This is a genomic window from Microbacterium sp. NPDC087592, assembly GCF_044743585.1.
In the GTDB taxonomy this organism is placed as follows: Bacteria; Actinomycetota; Actinomycetes; order Actinomycetales; family Microbacteriaceae; genus Microbacterium.
The window spans coordinates 1,403,284-1,420,550 of sequence record NZ_JBIUWT010000001.1 but is presented as its reverse complement, the minus strand read 5'-3'; the positions used below and the strand labels follow the sequence as shown (position 1 = coordinate 1,420,550).

The following is a 17,267-nucleotide window of genomic DNA, read 5'->3' as shown; positions in this document are numbered from 1 at the left end:
CCGTGGTCACAGCTCGAACTGCGGGGTCGCGAGCGTGCGCGTCTCGTCCCCGATCGCGGTCGCCAGGCGCACGCGCGTGAGACCGGGTGGCACCTCGTCGAACGCGAAGCGTCCGGTCTCCTCCGGAGCGGCGGAGATCGTCTTCTCGCCCTGGGTGAGGAAGACCTCCGCGGCGCCGGTGTCGACCCAGCCGTCGACGCGGCGGCGGCCGGATGTGGTGGTCGTCACGTGCAGCAGGATGCTGGTGGTGCCGTCGCTGAACTGCAGGGTGAGCGCATCCGCCTCGCCCCGCACGGCGCCGAACTGCCCCTCGACGAGGGTGAGCAGCGCGTACTCGCGGTTCAGTCCGTCGGCGGCGACGGCGGCGACCATGCGGTCGATCAAGCCCGCGGGCACGGGGTCGACGTCGCTCCAGAGCGTGCGGAGGCGTGCGAACATCTCGGCGTCCTCGTGAGCGCTCATGCGAATCCCCCCGCCTGGGCGGTCGGCGGTGCGTCCAGCAGCGCGCGGAGCTTGGCCAGGCAGCGATTGCGCGTCGGGCCGATGCTTCCGATGGGCATCGCGAGGTCGCTCGCGATGCGCGCATAGTCGGGCCGGTCTTCGAAGGCGATCACGCGCAGGAGCTTTTGGCACCGTTCGTTGAGGCGGCGCACGGCCGTCCACAGCCGTCGGTTCTCGTCGCCGAGCGTCGCGTGCTCCTCGGCCGAAGCCTGCTCGGGAAGGAGAGCATCGAGGTCGTCGTCGACGGTCGTGTCGATCTTGCCGTGCGCCTTGGCGACCTTCCAGGCCTCGCGCCGGGCGGTGGTCGTGAGCCAGGCCGACACCGCCCGCGGGTCGCTGATCGAACCGTGGCCGCGCACGAGCTGCAGCCAGGTGGTCTGCACCACGTCTTCCGCGAGCGTGCGTTCGAGCCCGTACGCGCGCACCACATGCCAGAGCACGGGGGTCATCAGTCGTACGAGCTCGTCCATCGCGCGGCCATCGCCCTCGCGCCATGCGCCGAACAGATCCGCGGCGCGCTCCCAGCGTGCGCGCCCGTCATCCGAAGCAGGATCGAGAGCGGCGCCGGGTGCGCCGTCGATCATGAAGCCCATTGTGATCACACCTACCAGGAGCACGGCAAGAGGTTTCTGATACATGACTTCATCCAGTAATTCCGCGCTCGTCCGGCGGTCGGGCGTGGGGGCGGACCTCGATAGCGTTGAGGGGTGATCGTCCTCTCCGTCGTGCTCTTCCTCAACGCCGCCTTCAACGCCGTCGTCTGGCCGCAGTTCTACAAGCGCGTCGCCCACGATCCGCGTGCGCGCGACGAGAACGGCAAGGCCACCGCATTCCTCAAGGTGCACGCCGTCCTCATCGCGATCGCCCTGGTGCTCGCACTGGTCTCGGTGCTCGCCGGCGTCGCGGCGCTGACCGGCGCCCTCTAGCGCCGCACCTCTTCCGGGAGCGGGTCAGGCCGACTCGAACTCCTTCGCATGCGCGGCCCACCGCGACTCGACCGGCAGCGCGCGCAGTGCCCGATTGCCGACGGCCAGAGCCACGGATGCCAGGCACAGCGCGGCGCAGAGCAGCAGCGTCCATTCCCGCCCGATCCAGGCGAGACCGAAGCCGGCGATGAGGGGCGCGAGCGGCATCGCCCCCATGCCGAGCACTCCCGCGGCGCTGTTGGCACGGCCGAGCAGGTGCGTCGGCGTCGCCACCATGAAGTAGCCCATCATCCCGGCGTTGAGCGCGGGCACCAGCAGCACCGAGGCGCCGAGCACGACGGCGATCGCCCAGGGTGTCGTGACCATCGTGAGCGCCATCACCCCGACGGTCGCGACCGAGAGCCCGGCGATCGTCAGGATCCCGGCCTTGATGCGGGGGACGAGCAGGGGGGCGCACACGGCGCCGACGAGCATCACCGCCCCGATCGATGCGCTCAGCGTGCCGATCAGGAGCTCGGAGTGGCCGTCCTGCTGCAGCGAGTAGATGACGGTGGTGATCGCGGCGTTGAACCCGAGGTTCACGACCGTGGTGATGAGCAGGACGCCGCCGAGGTCGGGCCGGGAGAGCAGCCAGGCGAACGCCTCTCGCAGCTCCGCCCAGGCGTTCCGCTTCGCGGGGGCGGCCGACGCAGAGGTGCCGAAACCCAGGTCATCCGTCGCGGCGACGGCGTGTTCTGCCACCACGCGCCGCGGGTCGTCCGGGTCGTCTCCGTTTTCGCCGGCTGCTCCGGTGTCGACCACCCCGGCACGACGCGCCTGGCGCCCCAGCATCCAGGCGGTCAGGGCGGCGATCGCGTGGCAGAGGGTCATGACGACGCCGACCGCCCAGCCGCCGATGCCGAGGAGCAGGCCGCCGAGCGGGCCGCCCGCGAGCTGGAGGGCGGCATCGCGACCCTGGTTCGCGGCCTGCGCGCGACCCATCGCGTCGTCGGGGACGATCTCCTTGATCGCGCTCTCGCCGGCGACGTCGAAGAGTCCGCTGCGGGCGGCGAGGAGGATGTCGATCACCAGCAGCGAACCGAAGGTCATCGCGTCACCGAGGGCGAGCAGGGTGAAGGCCCCCGCCAGCACGATGCCGATGAGCGATCCGAGCAGCATCAGCGCGATGCGGCGGTGACGGTCGGCGAGAACCCCGCCGGCGAGGGTCATGAGCAGGCGGGCGATCATTCCGGCCGCGCCGATGATTCCGGCCTGAGCGGGATCGTTCGTCACGATGAGCGCGAGCAGCGGGATCGCGAACCCGAAGAGCGCTGCCGCGAGGCCCTTGCTCGTGTCGCTCAGCAACCAGGTGAGGTAGCGGCCGTTGTGCCACAGGCGATGCGACTCGGTGAGGGTGGTCATGCGTCGAGAGTAGTTGCGCAAGAACAATTGCGCAAGTTCTATTGCGCAATTTTGGGTGCGGGTAGGATCAGGGCATGGCAGCCGACACCAGCGAGAGCAAGGGCGACGATCCCGTCTGGATGACCTCGGCCATGCTCAAGGCCTACTCCCACCCGCTGCGTCGACAGATGATCCGCCTGTTCTCGCGGCGAGACTTCCTGCGAGCGGCGGACATCGCCGCCGAGCTCGGGGTGCCGGCCAACAGCGCGAGCTTCCACCTGCGCGCACTCGCCGATGCCGGTCTCATCGAAGAGGCGCCCGAGCAGGCCCGCGACCGGCGTGATCGTGTCTGGACCGGGCACAAGGGTCCCCTCAACGTGGGCGGCCCGGACAGCCCCGTGGCCGACGAGGAGCTCGGGACCGCGGTGATCGCCGCGCTGGTGGAGGACCATCACGATCTGATGCGCCGGGTGACCGCCTGGACCCCCGAGTACGTCGCCGGACGCACGACCGAGGTGCACGCCGCCTTCACCCAGAGGACGATCCGGTTGACCGAGTCCGAGTTCGACGACGCGATGGTGAAGATCAACGATGTGCTGAGCGCCGCCGATGACGCGCACGACAGTGCCGACCCCGACGGCCGCTACTGGCAGGTGGACGTGATCGCCGCCGACGACACCATCTGACGCGGTCCGGGATCAGTCGTCCGTCGACGGGCTTCCACTGAGGATCAGGATGCGGCGCAGGTGCATCGCGGTGAGCACCCCGGGGCCCATCGAACGACGCACATCGACGGTGCGGCTGTCGACCATCTCGAGGAGGAGCCGCGTCGCACGGGCGGCCTCGCCGCGGATGCGATGGTCTTCCGGGGTCGAGGCGTCGCCGCGCGCGATCACCTCCGCCACGGCGTGACACGCGGCGGACAGCGGCTCGGGCAGTGCGGGGTCGAGAGCGATGCCGGCCGGCCGGTCCCAGATGGTGTCGGCGATCTCGTCCGAGATGTCGCGGATGAGGTGCGCGATCCGGTCGAGTGCCGCGAGCTCCTCGTGGCTCTGCTGCATCCGCGATCGGTGGCCCTTCGCCCGGGGATTGCCCCGTCGGCTCTCGTCGGCCTCCGCGAGCGCTGCCCGCAACTCACCTGCGGTGTCGGCGAGGGAGGCCGCGTCGTCGGCCCACTGCTCGTGCTCCGGCGGCCAGGACTCGGAGACCGCCGATCCGATGTCGTCGAGATGCCGGGCCAGCTGCTCGCGGAAGGCCCCCAGGCGCGCCGCCGCCACTCCGGTGAGCGGTGCGGGCGCGATCAGGACGTTGACCACGAGGCCGATGACGATCCCGACCGCGGTCTGCGTGAGGTATCCGAGGGAGTACTCGTCGGCGTTCTGTCCGCCGATGATCAGCACGAACATCGCGGCCATCGGGATGTATTCGCGTCCGGCACCGAACCAGCCCGTTCCGGAGACGAGCACTCCCACACCCACGACGAGCGGGATGGTCCACCACGTGGGCCCCACCGTGAGCACCACCACCGTGGCGAGGCCGATGCCGGCGGCGAGCCCGAGCAGCGTCTGGAAGCTCGACTTCGCCGACCCCATCAGCGTGGGGTACATGCTCAACAGTGCCCCGAGCGGGGCGTAGTAGGGGTACTCGTCGGTGACCCCCGGCATGTGCGGAGCGATCAGCCAGGCGAGACCGACCGCGAGCATCGTCTTCGCGACGAGCAGCAGGCGTGCGGGGAGGACGGCTTCGCGGAGGGCGTGTGCGATGCCTGCGCGGCGTGCGCGGAATCGAGGCTGGCTCTGCGTCACGGCATCCTCTCTTTCGGCGCGTGCGGGTGGGGCGTGGTGCCGGTGATTCCGCGAGCGTATGCGCCCGGTGCGCGGCCGACGAGCGGGTTGCTTCCTCGGCCGGGTACCGGTAGCGCGCAGACGCGACGACGCCGGCCACCCCAGGGAGGGTGACCGGCGTCGAGAGGTGCGGCGGGCGGAGGTGCGCTTACGGGATGGTCCTCCGGAAGGCGAGGAACGAGACGCCCGTGAGCACCGCGGTGGCGAGGAGGCCCCAGAGTGCGAGACCGAGCGCGCCGAGGTCCATGATCCCCGCGCCGACGTGCGACCAGAGGTCGAGCCGCGTCACCAGGAACACCAGGCCGAGCAGCACCAGGGAGAGCGCGATGCCCACGATGATGAGCACCAGCTGTCCCCAGCTCTTGTAGATCGTCGCGCCGGTGAAGCCGAGCACGAAGAAGAACAGCGCGAGGGTGAAGTAGACCACGAAGGCGCCGCCCGGACCCGCATCCCACAGCCACGGCAGGTAGAAGACGTAGCCGTTGATGCCGTATCCGTCGGTGGCCACCTCGATGCCGCCTCCGATGAGGAACAGTACGCCCATGATCGCGCTGCCGAGTATCGCGGTGAGCAGCGTGCCGAAGAAGAACTCCCTGCGGGTGATGCTCATCGCCTGCGAGAACGGGAAGGTGAGCGTCATCGCCGACATCCCGATGGCGAAGAAGTACCAGAGCGGAGCCTGACCGCCGCCGCCGTACTTCGGGGTGTCGACCGGGATCATCGCGTAGATGAGGACCGAGATCACCACCGCTGCGGCGAGGATGATCAGCGGGTACCAGACGAAGGTGCCCTTGTTGATCAGCTGCAGGCGGATGACGTTGACTGTGCGTCGCATCAGCGGACCTCCTCTTTCGCGCCGGAGTCATTCGTGGCGGAGTGGGCCTCCGCCTTCTGGGTGAGACGGACGACGAGCTGCTGCAGCGAGACCGGAGCGAGATCCAGGCCGGATGCCGTGACCTCGGCCCGCTCCTCTGCACTGAAACGGCCGAGCACGGTGACGGATGCCACGCGCCCGAGAGCCTCGCGGTGGAGCACCTCTCGGCCCGCGACCCAGGCGTCGACCTTGGCGGCCTCGCCCACGATGGTGACGGCGCGTTCGCGGACGGCATCCGTGTCTTCGTTCAGGATGATCTGGCCGTTGTCGATCACGATGACCTTCTCGATGAGGTTGGAGACCTCGTCGATCAGGTGCGACGACAGGATGATCGTGCGCGGGTGCTCGGCGTAGTCCTCGACCAGTCGGTCGTAGAAGATCTGCCGGGCGACCGCGTCGAGTCCGAGGTAGGGCTCGTCGAAGAAGGTGATCTCGGCGCGCGAGGCGAGTCCGATGATCACGCCCACCGCGGAGAGCTGGCCGCGGGAGAGCTTCTTGATCGTCTGCTTCATCGGCAGCTGGAACTCCGCGATGAGCTCGTCGGCGAACGCCTGATCCCAGTGGGGGAAGAACAGGCTCGCAGCCTTGAACGCGTGCTTCGGGTAGGCGTCGTCCGGGTACTTCTGGCTCTCCCGGACGAAGCAGATCCGGCCGAGCACGTGCGCGTTCTCGTACGGGTGCTCGCCGAACACCCGGACCGAGCCCGAGGACTCGAAGTTCTGGGCGGTGAGGATCGACATGAGGGTGGTCTTGCCGGCGCCGTTGCGACCGAGAAGGCCGTAGATGGCGTTGCCTTCGATGCTGAGCGAGACGTTGTCGAGCGCTCGCTTCTCCTTGTAGCGCTTGTTGAGGTTCTGCACCTCGATGACGGCGGTCATGCGGGGTTCTTCCCTTCTGCGTCGGTGGTGAGTGCGGCGCGCTGCCGGAGCAGTGCCGCGAGGTCTTCGGCGCCGAGACCCAGGGTGCGGGCCTCGGCGAGGAGTGGATCGATGTAGCGGTCGGCGAACAGCGCGCGGCGCTCGCCGAGGAGGACTTCCCTCGCCCCGTCGGCGACGAACATGCCGATGCCTCGGCGCTTGTAGAGCACTCCCTTGTCGGTGAGCATGGCGACTCCCTTCGCTGCGGTTGCGGGGTTGATCCGGTAGAACGCGGCGAGCTCGTTCGTCGAAGGGGCCTGTGCCTCCTCGGCGAGTGAGCCGTCGACGATCGAGTCCTCGATCTGCTCGGCGATCTGGAGGAAGAGCGGCTTGCCTTCTTCGATCACGAGTCCTCCGGTGGGTTAGTGGGTTACTTACTCGACTAAGTAACCATGGAACCCGTCCGGTGTCAACCCCGGGCGTGTGCAGGCGGACGCCCGCGTACAGTGGGCTGGTGCCGGAGTTCCCCTACAGTCGCCTGCGCCGGTGGCCCGACGTCGAGGCGGACAACCTCCAGGCCCATGACGCGACCGATCTGCTGCTCGTCGAGCGGGCGCTCTCCCTCGACATCCCGGGCTCCGAAACCGTCGTGATCGGTGACGAATACGGCGCGATCACGCTGGCTCTGACGGATGCCGGGCGGCACGGCATCCGCGTGCATCAAGATCTCGCGACCGGCCGTCGTGCACTGGAGCGCAATGCCGAGGATCTCGGGCTCGCCGGCTTCACCGCGCATGAGCTCGATGCGGAGCTGCTCTCCGGTGCACGGCTCGTGCTGCTGCAGCTGCCGAAGTCGCTCGCGGAGCTCGAGGAGATCGCGGATGCCGTGGCCCGCTGGAGCGCATCCGATGTGGTGCTCGTCGCCGGCGGCCGTGTGAAGCACATGACGCTCGCGCAGAACGAGGTGCTCGGGCGCAGCTTCGCGCACGTGCAGCCCCAGCGTGCCGAGCGGAAGTCCCGGCTGATCGAGGTCTCCGACGCTCGTCCTGTGCCCGCCGATCCGCCGTTCCCCGTCGCTGCGCAGCACGACGGGCTGACTCTGGTCGCGCACGGCGGGGCGTTCGCCGGCGCCCGCCTCGACATCGGCACCCGCGTGCTGCTCGAGGTGCTCGGCTCCCGGGGCGGAGGCTCCGTATCCCGCGTGCTCGACCTCGGCTGCGGCACCGGCGCACTCGCTGTCTCGTATGCACTCGCCCATCCCGAGGCGCAGGTCATCGCGACCGATCGGTCGGCTGCGGCAGTGGCCTCGGCCCGCGCGACGGCTGCCGCGAACGGGGTCGCCGGCCGCATCACGGTCACGCACGACGACGCGGCCTCCGAGATCCCGGACGCGAGTGTCGACGTCGTGCTGTTGAACCCGCCTTTCCACCTCGGAACGAGTGTGCACACGGGTGCCGCGACCCGTCTGTTCGAGGCCGCCGCGCGCGTGCTCCGACCCGGGGGAGAACTCTTCACGGTGTACAACTCCTCGCTCGGCTATCGGGCCGAACTCACCCGTCTGATCGGTACCACGGAACAGCTGTCGCGCACCCCGAAGTTCACCGTGACGCGCAGCATCCGCAGCTCCGAATCACGTCGATCCTGACCTCGAAACGGTCTCGGTGGGGATTGTTGAACCCCCGTGCAATCCCCCGGTCAGCCGCTGAAATTCGCACTGCCGGCCGACCCAGGATTTGCCCCTGATCGGCCATTTCGTTACGTTGGAATGCGGGCCTGACGGTCCGAAGACCAGTCCGCGGTCACGTCCTTCTTTCGATGAGCTGTGCTGCGAAGAGGCGTGGGCGTACGGTCGATGCTCTATCGCGGCGGATCCGAAATCCGCCGTCTGTGCCGCCACAGCGATCATGTCGAACGGCCCCGAGAGCCTCACCCGGGCGTAACCGAAGCAGGCTCAGCCACCCGAAGGCGAGCCGCGGGGGAAACGTGTCCGAAATCGCTCTCGAAGCGCGCAATCTATACAAGGTTTTCGGTAAGAATCCGAGCACCGCCGTCCGCCGTCTGAAGGCCGGAGAGAGTCGCACGGCCGTCGCCGATGCGGGGACCGCGGCGGTCATCGACGCCAGCTTCACCGTGAACCGCGGTGAGATCTTCGTCATCATGGGCCTGTCCGGATCGGGCAAGTCCACCATCATCCGCATGCTCAACGGGCTGCATGACGTCACGTCGGGCACCGTCACGGTGAACGGCGACCCGATCACCGGCATCCCCGCCTCGAGGCTCCGCGAGATCCGTCGCGACCGCATTTCGATGGTATTCCAGCACTTCGCTCTGCTGCCGCACCGCACGGTCGCCGCGAACGTCGCCTATCCGCTCGAGCTCAAGGGGGCCTCGAAGGCCGAGCGCCTGGCCAAGGCCGAGGAGATCCTCTCGCTGGTCGGACTCGAAGGTCAGGGCGAGAAGCTTCCCTCCGAGCTCTCCGGCGGAATGCAGCAGCGCGTCGGAATCGCCCGTGCGCTCGCCGCCGACAGCGACATCCTGCTCATGGACGAGGCGTTCAGCGCGCTCGACCCGCTGATCCGCCGCGAGATGCAGGAGCAGCTGCTCGAGCTGCAGCAGAAGCTCCAGAAGACGATCGTGTTCATCACGCACGACCTCAATGAGGCCATGTTCCTCGGTGATCGGATCGCCGTGATGCGCGACGGCCGCATCGTGCAGATCGGCACGCCCGAGGACATCCTGATGGACCCGGCCAACGACTACGTCGAGCAGTTCGTGCAGGACGTCGACCGCGCCCGTGTGCTCACCGCCGCGAACGTGATGGAGCGCCCGCGCCCCGTCGTGCCGCACACCGCCGGTCCGCGCACCGCGCTCCGCCAGATGCGCGACGCCTACATGTCGGCGACCTACGTCGTCGGCCGTGACCGCCAGCTCGTGGGTGTCGTGACCGACCGCGACGCGGTCAAGCTCGTGCGCCAGGGCGCCACCACCCTCGACTCCATCATCAAGCCCGTGCCGCAGAGCGTGCGCGAGGACGAGGTGCTGATGAACCTGTTCGTGCCCGCCGTCGAGTCCCCGCTGCCGCTGGCCGTGACGGATGCCGAGGGGCGTCTGGCGGGTGTGATACCGCGTGTGACGCTGCTCGCCGCCCTGGGCCCCGGCCCCGGAGCGACCGAGGAGATCACCCTGCCGATGATGCCGATGCCGCAGGCAGAGATCGATGCGGTGCTCGATGACGGGTGGACCGCCGACCCGGCCGATGCCCCGACCACGGAGGAGGTGCGCTGATGGACGGCTTCCGCATCCCCGTAGGGATTTGGATCGAATCCGGCGTCGACTGGATCAAGGACAACCTCGACGGTCTGCTCGACGTCATCTCGTTCGTGATGAGCTTCCTCGTCGAGGGGCTCACGAGCATCCTGCTCACGCCGAGTTTCGCGGTCATCATCGTGATCGCCGCGCTCATCGCCTGGATCGTGCGTTCGTGGCAGCTCGCCATCGGAACCATCGTGTCGTTCGGGCTGATCGTCGGGATGGACCTCTGGGTGCCCGCGATGCAGACGCTCGCACTCGTGCTCGTCGCCGCCATCATCGCCGTGCTGATCGCGGTGCCGCTCGGCATCTGGTCGGCGCGCAACTCGACCGTGCGGGCCGTGCTGAAGCCGGTGCTCGACTTCATGCAGACCATGCCGGCGTTCGTGTACCTGATCCCGGCGATCGTCTTCTTCGGCATCGGCGTGGTCCCCGGACTCGTCGCCACCGTGATCTTCGCGCTGCCCCCGGGCGTGCGTCTGACCGAGCTCGGCATCCGCGGCGTCGACTCTGAGACCGTCGAAGCCGGGCACGCGTTCGGCGCCAAGCCGGGGCAGATCCTGCGCGGCATCCAGCTCCCGCTCGCGATGCCGACCATCATGGCCGGCGTCAACCAGGTCATCATGCTCGCCCTGTCGATGGCGGTCATCGCCGGAATGGCGGGTGCCGACGGCCTCGGGAAGATGGTGGTCGAGGCGATCTCGACGATCAACATCCCTAAGGGTGTCGAGGCCGGTCTCGGTGTCGTGCTGATCGCCGTCTTCCTCGATCGGGTCACCGCCGCACTGGGCGCCCCGGGCGAGAACCGCTCGTCGCTGCTCGGCATGATCGAGCGGCGCCGCAAGCCGCACGGCGGCGGTGGCGGAGCAGCATCCGCCCCCGCAGCCGAGGCGCCCTCGGCGCAGGATGCCGACTCGGCACTCGTGCACTGAGTTTCACCCCTACGGAACAACACCCATACGGAACTGAGAGAGAGAAATCACATGAAGAAGAAGATCCTCGCGATCACCGCCCTCGGCGCCGCAGCGGCGCTCACCCTCGCGGGTTGCAGCAGCGATGGCGCCGGCGGCACGGGCGGCGGCGATAGCAACGCCGACGACAAGGGCACCATCACCCTGGGCTTCCTGCCCTCGTGGACCGACGGCCTGAGCACCGCGTACCTGCTGCAGGACCAGCTCGAGAAGATCGGCTACACGGTCGAGATGAAGACCCTCACCGAGGCGGGCCCGCTGTACACGGGTCTCGCGCAGGGTGACGTCGACATGTACCCGTCGGCCTGGCCCGAGCTCACGCACGCCGAGTACATGGAGAAGTACGGCGACGACATCGAAGACCTGGGCAAGTACTACGAGAACGCCAAGCTCACCCTCGCGGTGCCGGAGTACTCGGAGCTCACCTCGATCGAGGACCTCAAGGGCAAGGCGGCCGACTTCGACGGCAAGATCTACGGGATCGAGCCGGGTGCCGGCCTCACCGCCCAGACCCAGAAGATGATGCCCGAGTACGGACTCGACAGCGAGTACGAGCTCGTCACCTCGTCGACCGCGGCCATGCTCACCGAGCTGAAGACCGCGACCGACAAGCAGGAAGACATCGTCGTCACGCTGTGGCGTCCGTTCTGGGCCAACGACGCCTTCCCCGTGAAGGACCTCGAAGACCCCAAGGGCGCCATGGGCAAGGCCGAGGGCCTGCACTTCCTGGGCACCAAGGGCTTCGCCGAGGAGTTCCCCGAGGCGGCTGAGCTGATCGAGCAGATCAAGCTCGACGACGAGCAGTACGGTGCGCTCGAAGACCTCGTGGTCAACGAGTACGGCGAGGGCAAGGAAGCGGATGCCGTCGACGCATGGCTCGAGGAGTACGGCGACCAGTTCGACTGGACCGTCACCAGCTGACCTGAGCTCACACCGGCTCTGAGGCGCAGCATCCGCTCGGAGTCGGCACGCGATACGAAGGAGATCTCACCCTTCGAAGGCCCTGTTCGCGCAGGGGCTCCTTCGTCGGGTGAGATCTCCTTCATTGCGTGAGGGGGACCCGTGCGCAAGCCCCCTTCCCCGCGGATACCGGCGGCGTAGCCTGTGGGCGTGGACGGGTTCGCGGCGGTCGACTTCGGGTTCGCGCGCGAGGTGCTGCAGCGGGGCATCGCGGCGCTGTACCTCGTCGCGTTCGTGTCGAGCCTGAACCAGTTTCGACCGCTGCTCGGTGAGCACGGTCTGCTCCCGGCGCCGGCCCTCCTCGAGTGGGTCGGCCAGAAGGCGGAGCGGCGGCGGATGCTGCATCCGACCCTGTTCTCGCGCATCCGCTACTCCGATCGCCGGCTGGTCGCGCTGTGCGTGGTGGGGATCGTGGTCGCGGCCGTACTCGTCGTGGGCATTCCGCAGTGGGGTCCGCCGTGGGTGCCGATGCTCTGCTTCCTTGCACTGTGGCTCGGCTACATGTCGATCGTCAGCATCGGGCAGACCTTCTACTCGTTCGGCTGGGAGATGCTGCTGCTGGAGGCCGGGTTCCTCGCGGCTTTCCTCGGCTCGAACGATCAGCCGCCGCCCACGGTCGTGATCGTGCTGTTCTGGTGGCTGGTGTTCCGGCTGGAGTTCGGTGCCGGGATGATCAAGATCCGCGGTGGCCGCGAGTGGCGTGATCTGACGGCCCTCACATACCACCACGAGACACAGCCGATGCCGGCTCCGCTCAGTCGGCAGGCGCATCTGCTGCCGCGCTGGTTCCACCGTGGCGAGGTGGTGGGCAACCACTTCGCGCAGCTCGTGGTGCCGTTCTTCCTGTTCGCGCCGTTGCTGTCGCTGTGGGTGGATGGCCCGGTGCCGCAGATCGTGGGCGCGGTCGCGGCATCCATCGTGATCCTGACGCAGGCCTGGCTGGTGCTCACGGGGAACTTCGCGTGGCTGAACTGGGCGACGATGGTCATCGCCTTCTCGGTGATCGGGCTGCCGGGGGTGGGGGCGGCCGAGGTCGCGCCGCCGACCGACGCGCCGTGGGTCCTCTCCGGCCTCCCGCTCTTCTGGGTGATCATCACCTCGGGCGTCGGGCTGCTGTACGTCGTGGTGAGCGCGCCGGCGATGCGCAACCTGTTCGCGCGGCGGCAGCTCATGAACGCGAGCTTCAACCGCTGGCAGCTCGCCAACGCCTACGGCGCCTTCGGCACGGTCACGAAGGAGCGCATCGAGATCGTCGTCGAGGGGTCAGCCGATGAGGAGGGCGTCGAGTGGCGGGAGTATGAGTTCCGGGGCAAGCCCGGGGACGTGCGACGGATGCCGCGGCAGTTCGCGCCGTATCACCTGCGCCTCGACTGGCTGATGTGGTTCCTGCCGCTCGGGCACTCGTTCGACGACTGGTTCACGGCGTTCCTCGTCCGACTGCTCGAAGCGGATGCTCCGACACTCGCGCTGATCCGGGTCGATCCCTTCGACGGCGAGCGGCCGCGGTGGGTCCGGGCCGTTTCCTACCGCTACCGCTTCGCCACCCGTGCGGAGAAGCGCACAGATGGTGTGGTGTGGGTGCGGAGCCGCCGCCGCGTGGTGCTCGGTCCGTTCGGGCTGCGGTGAGCGGGTATCCCTACCCGCTTCGTGCAGCATCCGTCCCGCCCACCCAACGCGAAGGAGATCTCACGCTTCGAAGGAACCTTTCCGCACACGGCTCCTTCAGAACAGGAGATCTCCTTCAGAACACGTGGCTCGGATCAAGCGACTCCCGCCGAGCGCGGCGCCAAGGACTGGGCTTGCCGGGCCGGGGCGCCGATTGACAACCAGATCCATAGCTCCTATAAGGGCTACATGTCCGATCCGCGAGCGTTTGTCCGACACATGATGACTGACTTCTCATGACCGAGACGAGCCAGTGGGGGCCGATCCAGCGCATGCCGCGGCGACGTTACGTCGCCGCGGGGCTCTGGGCGTTGGCTCAGATCGTAGTTGCCTGCGGGGGCATCCTTCTCGTCTATCTCACTGCGATGCGAATGGATGGGTGTGCATCTTCCTGCAGGGACGATGTCGCCAACATGGCGATCGACGGTCTGAGGGTGGCACTCATCGTCATCCTCGTCGCACACCTCGCCCTGCTCGTCATCGCACTCGTCAAGAGGAGATCGCCGCACGTGATCGGTGGTGTGGCGATCGGTCTGAGCCTCGTGGCCATCACCGTCGCTCATGTGCTCATCGTTGCCGCGTACCCGGCGCCCGCCTGACGCGAAGGAGATCTCACGCTTCGAAGGAGCCTTTCCGTAAACAGCTCCTTCAGATCGTGAGATCTCCTTCACAACGCGCGACGCGCAACGCCGAACCGCAGCCGAGCGCGGCGAAACGCCCCGGCCGGGTCGAGTGACCCGGTCGGAGCGTCCCGTCTCGCTGGGCGAAGATCAGCTGACCTTCTTCCGGTAGGCGATGATCGCGAACACGTAGGCGACCACGAGGATGCCGACGCACCAGGCGAGGGCGACCCAGATGTCGTCGCCGACGGGCTGTTCGGCGAACAGCGCCTGGATGGTGTTGACGATCGAGGTGACGGGCTGGTTCTCGGCGAACCACTGCACCGGTCCCGGCATCGTCTCGGTCGGCACGAAGGCCGAGCTGATGAACGGCAGGAAGATCAGCGGGTACGAGAACGCGGTCGCCCCGTCGATCGTCTTCGCGCTGAGCCCCGCGATGATCGCGAGCCACGTGAGGGCGAGGGTGAACAGCAGCAGGATGCCGATGACTCCGAGCCAGGCGAGCGGGCTCGCCCCGGTGCGGAACCCCATCAGGAATCCGACGCCGAAGATGATCGCCAGGGTGATGGCATTCGCCGTCAGTGACGTCAGCACGTGGGCCCACAGCACGCTCGATCGGGCGATCGGCATCGAGTGGAACCGCTCGAAGATTCCGCTCTGCAGGTCGTTGAAGAGTCGGAACGCCGTGTACGCGATGCCGGATGCGACCGCGATCAGCAGGATGCCGGGGAGCAGGTAGTTCACGTAGTTCTCGGCGCCCGTGCTCTGCTGCAGGGCTCCGCCGAAGACGTAGACGAACAGGAGCATCAGCGCGATCGGGGTGACCGCCGTGGTGATGATCGTGTCGGGGCTGCGGAAGATGTGCCGCATGGAGCGGCCGGTGAGTGTCGCCGTATCGGCGGCGAAGTGCGTGCTCATGCTGCGTTCTCCTTTCCGGGGGCCCGGGGGCCGATGAGGGTGAGGAAGATCTCCTCGAGGGTGGGCTGCTTCTCGACGTACTCGACCTTGGCGGCCGGCAGCAGGCGCTTGAGGCCGGCCAGCGTGTCGTTGGCGATGATGCGGCCCTCGTGCAGGATCGCGATGCGGTCGGCCAGCTGCTCCGCCTCGTCGAGGTACTGCGTGGTGAGCAGCACCGTGGTGCCGGTGTTCGCGAGTTCCTTGACCACGTCCCACACCTCGATGCGGGCTTCGGGGTCGAGGCCGGTGGTCGGCTCGTCGAGGTAGATGACCTCGGGGTGGCCGACCAGGCTCATCGCGATGTCGAGCCGGCGACGCATGCCGCCGGAGTAGGTGCCGGCCTTGCGGGCTCCGGCATCCGTCAGGCGGAACTTCGCCAGCAGGTCGTCGGCGATGTTCCCGGCGTCGGGCAGGTGCCGCAGCTTTGCGACGAGCACGAGGTTCTCGCGTCCGGTGAGGATCTCGTCGACCGCGGCGAACTGCCCGGTGAGGCTGATCACCTCGCGGACGCCGACGGGGTTCGCGGCGACATCGACACCCTGCACGGTCGCCGTGCCGGCATCCGCCTTCAGCAGGGTGGAGAGGATGCGCACCACCGTGGTCTTGCCGGCGCCGTTCGAGCCGAGGAGGGCGAAGATGCTGCCCTTCTCGACCTCGAAGTCGACGCCGCGCAGCACGTGCAGATCTTTGTAGGACTTCTCGATGCCGCGCACCGAGATGGCTGCGTTGGTCATGACTCCTCCTTCTTCTTCGCGTCGTCGAACGCCTTGATGAGGCGCGCGCGCTCCTTGTCGATCCACTGGCGTCCGCCGTACGCGGCGGCGTAGTTCTCGGCGAACTCCACGGGGTCGTCGCCGACGATCGCGGAGACGGGGGTGCCGTCGAGCGCGGCGCGCTCCCACAGGTCGGCGATGTCGAGGAACATCTTCACGATGGTGTCGCCATCGGTGACTCCGCCGTAGTACATGTTGTAGCGCTGCTGCGCCTTCGCGACCTCGCGGTACGGCTCGGGGAGGGCGTTGACGCGGGCCTGCGCCTGCTTGTAGAGCTTCTTCTCTTCGAGGGATCCGGTGATCGCTTCGATCCACTTCGCGGCCATGGTCAGTTCTCCTTGTTCTCGGTGTTGCGCTTTTCCAGCTGTTCGATGTGCGTCTTGAGGAAGCTCCAGGTGGTCCAGAACTCCTCGAGCTCCTGCCGGCCCTGTGCGTTCAGGGTGTACACCTTGCGGGGCGGACCCTTCTCGCTCGGGACCTTCTCGACGTCGACGAGGTTCTTCTGCTCGATGCGCACGAGGAGTGCGTAGATCGTGCCCTCGGCGATGTCGGTGAATCCGTGGTCGCGGATGCGTGTGGTGATCTCGTACCCGTACGCCGGCTGCTCGGCGAGGAGAGCCAGAACGATGCCCTCCAGAGTGCCCTTGAGCATCTCGGTCATCTGCTTGCCCATCAGGTCCTCCTTTCGTTTCGGTTGGTACTCAGTGTTGCTGGGTACCGGTACAAAGTAACACTGAGTACCGGTACTTAGCAACACCGAATACCGAACTTTTTCGGAGGAGATCTGCGAGGGGTTGCCGGGCGCGCGGGAACGACCGCCGACGGACCGGCGGCGAAGAGCGCCCGCTGCTACGGGAACATGCGGCGGAGCAGCGACAGATCATCGTCGCTCAGCGCCTGCGTGATCACGGCCGCCGTCTCCGGGGGCATGTCCTTCTCCAGACGCTGCCACAGGAACCGCGCGGCACCCAGGTCTGCGGTGGCGACGGCGGTGGAGAACGCCGCCACACCGTCGTAGTACGGGATGGTCGACGACCCGGGTTCGGCGTTGTACGGCGAGTAGATGTCGACGAACGGAAGCGTCGGATCCGGGCGCAGGTAGAGGACGTCCCCGGGTGCGATCGGCTCAAAGCCGCGCACATGGTTGAAGCTGCCGACGGTGACGTAGTCGACGCAGAAGCGCTCGCCGATCGCGATGAGGCTGTCGCCGGCCTGCACTTCGTAGGAGAAGATCTCGCCGTCGGCATCGAGGGTCACGGGTCCGCTCGCCAGCTCCGACTCGCCCATCTCGACGAGTTCGCCCAGGAGCTTGGCATGCATCGTTTCGCCGTCGTCGCTCCCGATGTTGATGAACGCATTGGTGGTGCAGTCACCGGGACCGCCGGCGGGAACGCTGATGCCGTCGCCGAGGGAGACGAGGCTCTCTTGGGCCGGATCCTCGGGCGCCGGCGTCGGGACCGTCGATGGTTCGGCGGCGAGGCGCTCCGACGCCCAGGAGGCGACACCGAACACCGCGGGGGCGGCGCTGACCACGGCAGGGGCCGCGGCGGCGAACAGCCCGGCGACGGCCACGACGACGACGGCGGTGGTGATCTTGGTGGAGCGTTTCATCCCCGTCAGCATGGCATCG

General features: G+C 67.8%; 20 protein-coding genes. 8 read left to right on the top strand and 12 right to left on the bottom strand.

Annotated features, from left to right (window positions below):
- Window positions 1-6: 6 nt before the first annotated feature.
- Together ACIOTO_RS06710 and ACIOTO_RS06705 are read right to left on the bottom strand one after the other, a co-directional pair.
- Window positions 7-462 carry a hypothetical protein gene (locus ACIOTO_RS06710; RefSeq protein WP_400857151.1) on the bottom strand — a complete coding sequence of 152 codons (456 nt, stop codon included), beginning with the start codon at window positions 460-462 and terminating at the stop codon, window positions 7-9.
- A complete protein-coding gene (locus ACIOTO_RS06705; protein WP_400857150.1) occupies window positions 459-1,085 on the bottom strand; it encodes an RNA polymerase sigma factor in 627 nt (208 codons plus the stop codon). The genes ACIOTO_RS06710 and ACIOTO_RS06705 overlap by 4 nt, the downstream gene beginning before the upstream one ends.
- Before the next feature lie 123 nt (window positions 1,086-1,208).
- Between ACIOTO_RS06705 and ACIOTO_RS06700 the strand changes: the two genes are divergently transcribed.
- Window positions 1,209-1,427 (top strand): SCO4848 family membrane protein, encoded by a 219-nt coding sequence (locus ACIOTO_RS06700; RefSeq protein WP_400857149.1) that lies wholly within the window; start codon window positions 1,209-1,211, stop codon window positions 1,425-1,427.
- A 24-nt stretch (window positions 1,428-1,451) separates the two neighbouring features.
- Here the strand turns inward: ACIOTO_RS06700 and ACIOTO_RS06695 are convergent, their stop codons facing one another.
- A complete protein-coding gene (locus ACIOTO_RS06695) occupies window positions 1,452-2,828 on the bottom strand; it encodes an MFS transporter (RefSeq protein WP_400857148.1) in 1,377 nt (458 codons plus the stop codon).
- A gap of 74 nt (window positions 2,829-2,902) precedes the next feature.
- On the opposite strand from ACIOTO_RS06695, the gene ACIOTO_RS06690 reads away from it, so the two are divergent.
- Entirely contained in the window at window positions 2,903-3,493 is a 591-nt protein-coding gene (locus tag ACIOTO_RS06690; protein ID WP_029263209.1) for a helix-turn-helix domain-containing protein, read from the top strand.
- Window positions 3,494-3,505: 12 nt separating this feature from the next.
- Here the strand turns inward: ACIOTO_RS06690 and ACIOTO_RS06685 are convergent, their stop codons facing one another.
- The 4 genes from ACIOTO_RS06685 to ACIOTO_RS06670 all read right to left on the bottom strand — a co-directional run bounded on the left by ACIOTO_RS06685 (window position 3,506) and on the right by ACIOTO_RS06670 (window position 6,789).
- Window positions 3,506-4,612 (bottom strand): aromatic acid exporter family protein, encoded by a 1,107-nt coding sequence (locus tag ACIOTO_RS06685; protein WP_400857147.1) that lies wholly within the window; start codon window positions 4,610-4,612, stop codon window positions 3,506-3,508.
- A gap of 187 nt (window positions 4,613-4,799) precedes the next feature.
- Window positions 4,800-5,486 carry a hypothetical protein gene (locus tag ACIOTO_RS06680; RefSeq protein ID WP_105712178.1) on the bottom strand — a complete coding sequence of 229 codons (687 nt, stop codon included), beginning with the start codon at window positions 5,484-5,486 and terminating at the stop codon, window positions 4,800-4,802.
- Window positions 5,486-6,403, bottom strand: a complete 918-nt coding sequence (locus ACIOTO_RS06675; protein WP_400857146.1) for an ABC transporter ATP-binding protein — start codon at window positions 6,401-6,403, stop codon at window positions 5,486-5,488. The genes ACIOTO_RS06680 and ACIOTO_RS06675 overlap by 1 nt, the downstream gene beginning before the upstream one ends.
- Window positions 6,400-6,789 (bottom strand): GntR family transcriptional regulator, encoded by a 390-nt coding sequence (locus ACIOTO_RS06670; RefSeq protein ID WP_105712180.1) that lies wholly within the window; start codon window positions 6,787-6,789, stop codon window positions 6,400-6,402. The genes ACIOTO_RS06675 and ACIOTO_RS06670 overlap by 4 nt, the downstream gene beginning before the upstream one ends.
- 107 nt (window positions 6,790-6,896) lie before the next feature.
- Here ACIOTO_RS06670 and ACIOTO_RS06665 point away from each other — a divergent pair, with 107 nt between their 5' ends.
- The 6 genes from ACIOTO_RS06665 to ACIOTO_RS06640 all read left to right on the top strand — a co-directional run bounded on the left by ACIOTO_RS06665 (window position 6,897) and on the right by ACIOTO_RS06640 (window position 13,886).
- Window positions 6,897-8,027 (top strand): class I SAM-dependent methyltransferase, encoded by a 1,131-nt coding sequence (locus tag ACIOTO_RS06665; protein ID WP_400857145.1) that lies wholly within the window; start codon window positions 6,897-6,899, stop codon window positions 8,025-8,027.
- A gap of 338 nt (window positions 8,028-8,365) precedes the next feature.
- The gene (locus tag ACIOTO_RS06660; protein ID WP_372467858.1) at window positions 8,366-9,667 is read left to right on the top strand and encodes a glycine betaine/L-proline ABC transporter ATP-binding protein; all 1,302 of its coding nucleotides are present in this window, start codon (window positions 8,366-8,368) and stop codon (window positions 9,665-9,667) included.
- Entirely contained in the window at window positions 9,667-10,623 is a 957-nt protein-coding gene (locus ACIOTO_RS06655) for an ABC transporter permease (protein WP_400857144.1), read from the top strand. Before ACIOTO_RS06660 ends, ACIOTO_RS06655 begins: the two co-directional genes overlap by 1 nt.
- A 51-nt stretch (window positions 10,624-10,674) precedes the next feature.
- A complete protein-coding gene (locus ACIOTO_RS06650; RefSeq protein WP_372467860.1) occupies window positions 10,675-11,583 on the top strand; it encodes a glycine betaine ABC transporter substrate-binding protein in 909 nt (302 codons plus the stop codon).
- Between the two features lie 189 nt (window positions 11,584-11,772).
- On the top strand, window positions 11,773-13,248 hold the full coding sequence (locus ACIOTO_RS06645; protein WP_400857143.1) for a lipase maturation factor family protein: 1,476 nt from the start codon (window positions 11,773-11,775) through the stop codon (window positions 13,246-13,248).
- 473 nt (window positions 13,249-13,721) lie between these two features.
- A complete protein-coding gene (locus tag ACIOTO_RS06640; protein ID WP_400857142.1) occupies window positions 13,722-13,886 on the top strand; it encodes a hypothetical protein in 165 nt (54 codons plus the stop codon).
- 171 nt (window positions 13,887-14,057) lie between these two features.
- On the opposite strand, the gene ACIOTO_RS06635 is transcribed toward ACIOTO_RS06640, so the two are convergent.
- The 5 genes from ACIOTO_RS06635 to ACIOTO_RS06615 all read right to left on the bottom strand — a co-directional run bounded on the left by ACIOTO_RS06635 (window position 14,058) and on the right by ACIOTO_RS06615 (window position 17,248).
- Window positions 14,058-14,825: an ABC transporter permease gene (locus tag ACIOTO_RS06635; RefSeq protein WP_091027659.1), complete on the bottom strand. Its 768-nt coding sequence runs from the start codon at window positions 14,823-14,825 to the stop codon at window positions 14,058-14,060.
- Complete coding sequence (locus ACIOTO_RS06630) at window positions 14,822-15,598, bottom strand: ABC transporter ATP-binding protein (protein ID WP_400857141.1); 777 nt, start codon at window positions 15,596-15,598, stop codon at window positions 14,822-14,824. Before ACIOTO_RS06630 ends, ACIOTO_RS06635 begins: the two co-directional genes overlap by 4 nt.
- Complete coding sequence (locus ACIOTO_RS06625; RefSeq protein ID WP_400857140.1) at window positions 15,595-15,963, bottom strand: DUF1048 domain-containing protein; 369 nt, start codon at window positions 15,961-15,963, stop codon at window positions 15,595-15,597. The genes ACIOTO_RS06630 and ACIOTO_RS06625 overlap by 4 nt, the downstream gene beginning before the upstream one ends.
- Window positions 15,964-15,965: 2 nt before the next feature.
- Entirely contained in the window at window positions 15,966-16,310 is a 345-nt protein-coding gene (locus tag ACIOTO_RS06620) for a PadR family transcriptional regulator (RefSeq protein WP_029263195.1), read from the bottom strand.
- Between the two features lie 176 nt (window positions 16,311-16,486).
- The gene (locus ACIOTO_RS06615; RefSeq protein ID WP_400857139.1) at window positions 16,487-17,248 is read right to left on the bottom strand and encodes a LysM peptidoglycan-binding domain-containing protein; all 762 of its coding nucleotides are present in this window, start codon (window positions 17,246-17,248) and stop codon (window positions 16,487-16,489) included.
- Window positions 17,249-17,267: the final 19 nt, after the last annotated feature.

Excerpts from the sequence above, each read along its gene's own strand:
- ACIOTO_RS06710 (WP_400857151.1), bottom strand. The coding sequence starts at position 462 with ATGAGCGCTCACGAGGACGCCGAGATGTTCGCACGCCTCCGCACGCTC.
- ACIOTO_RS06705 (WP_400857150.1), bottom strand. The coding sequence starts at position 1,085 with ATGATCGACGGCGCACCCGGCGCCGCTCTCGATCCTGCTTCGGATGAC.
- ACIOTO_RS06695 (WP_400857148.1), bottom strand. The coding sequence starts at position 2,828 with ATGACCACCCTCACCGAGTCGCATCGCCTGTGGCACAACGGCCGCTAC.
- ACIOTO_RS06690 (WP_029263209.1), top strand. The coding sequence starts at position 2,903 with ATGGCAGCCGACACCAGCGAGAGCAAGGGCGACGATCCCGTCTGGATG.
- ACIOTO_RS06680 (WP_105712178.1), bottom strand. The coding sequence starts at position 5,486 with ATGCGACGCACAGTCAACGTCATCCGCCTGCAGCTGATCAACAAGGGC.
- ACIOTO_RS06675 (WP_400857146.1), bottom strand. The coding sequence starts at position 6,403 with ATGACCGCCGTCATCGAGGTGCAGAACCTCAACAAGCGCTACAAGGAG.
- ACIOTO_RS06655 (WP_400857144.1), top strand. The coding sequence starts at position 9,667 with ATGGACGGCTTCCGCATCCCCGTAGGGATTTGGATCGAATCCGGCGTC.
- ACIOTO_RS06650 (WP_372467860.1), top strand. The coding sequence starts at position 10,675 with ATGAAGAAGAAGATCCTCGCGATCACCGCCCTCGGCGCCGCAGCGGCG.
- ACIOTO_RS06635 (WP_091027659.1), bottom strand. The coding sequence starts at position 14,825 with ATGAGCACGCACTTCGCCGCCGATACGGCGACACTCACCGGCCGCTCC.
- ACIOTO_RS06630 (WP_400857141.1), bottom strand. The coding sequence starts at position 15,598 with ATGACCAACGCAGCCATCTCGGTGCGCGGCATCGAGAAGTCCTACAAA.
- ACIOTO_RS06625 (WP_400857140.1), bottom strand. The coding sequence starts at position 15,963 with ATGGCCGCGAAGTGGATCGAAGCGATCACCGGATCCCTCGAAGAGAAG.
- ACIOTO_RS06620 (WP_029263195.1), bottom strand. The coding sequence starts at position 16,310 with ATGGGCAAGCAGATGACCGAGATGCTCAAGGGCACTCTGGAGGGCATC.
- ACIOTO_RS06615 (WP_400857139.1), bottom strand. The coding sequence starts at position 17,248 with ATGAAACGCTCCACCAAGATCACCACCGCCGTCGTCGTCGTGGCCGTC.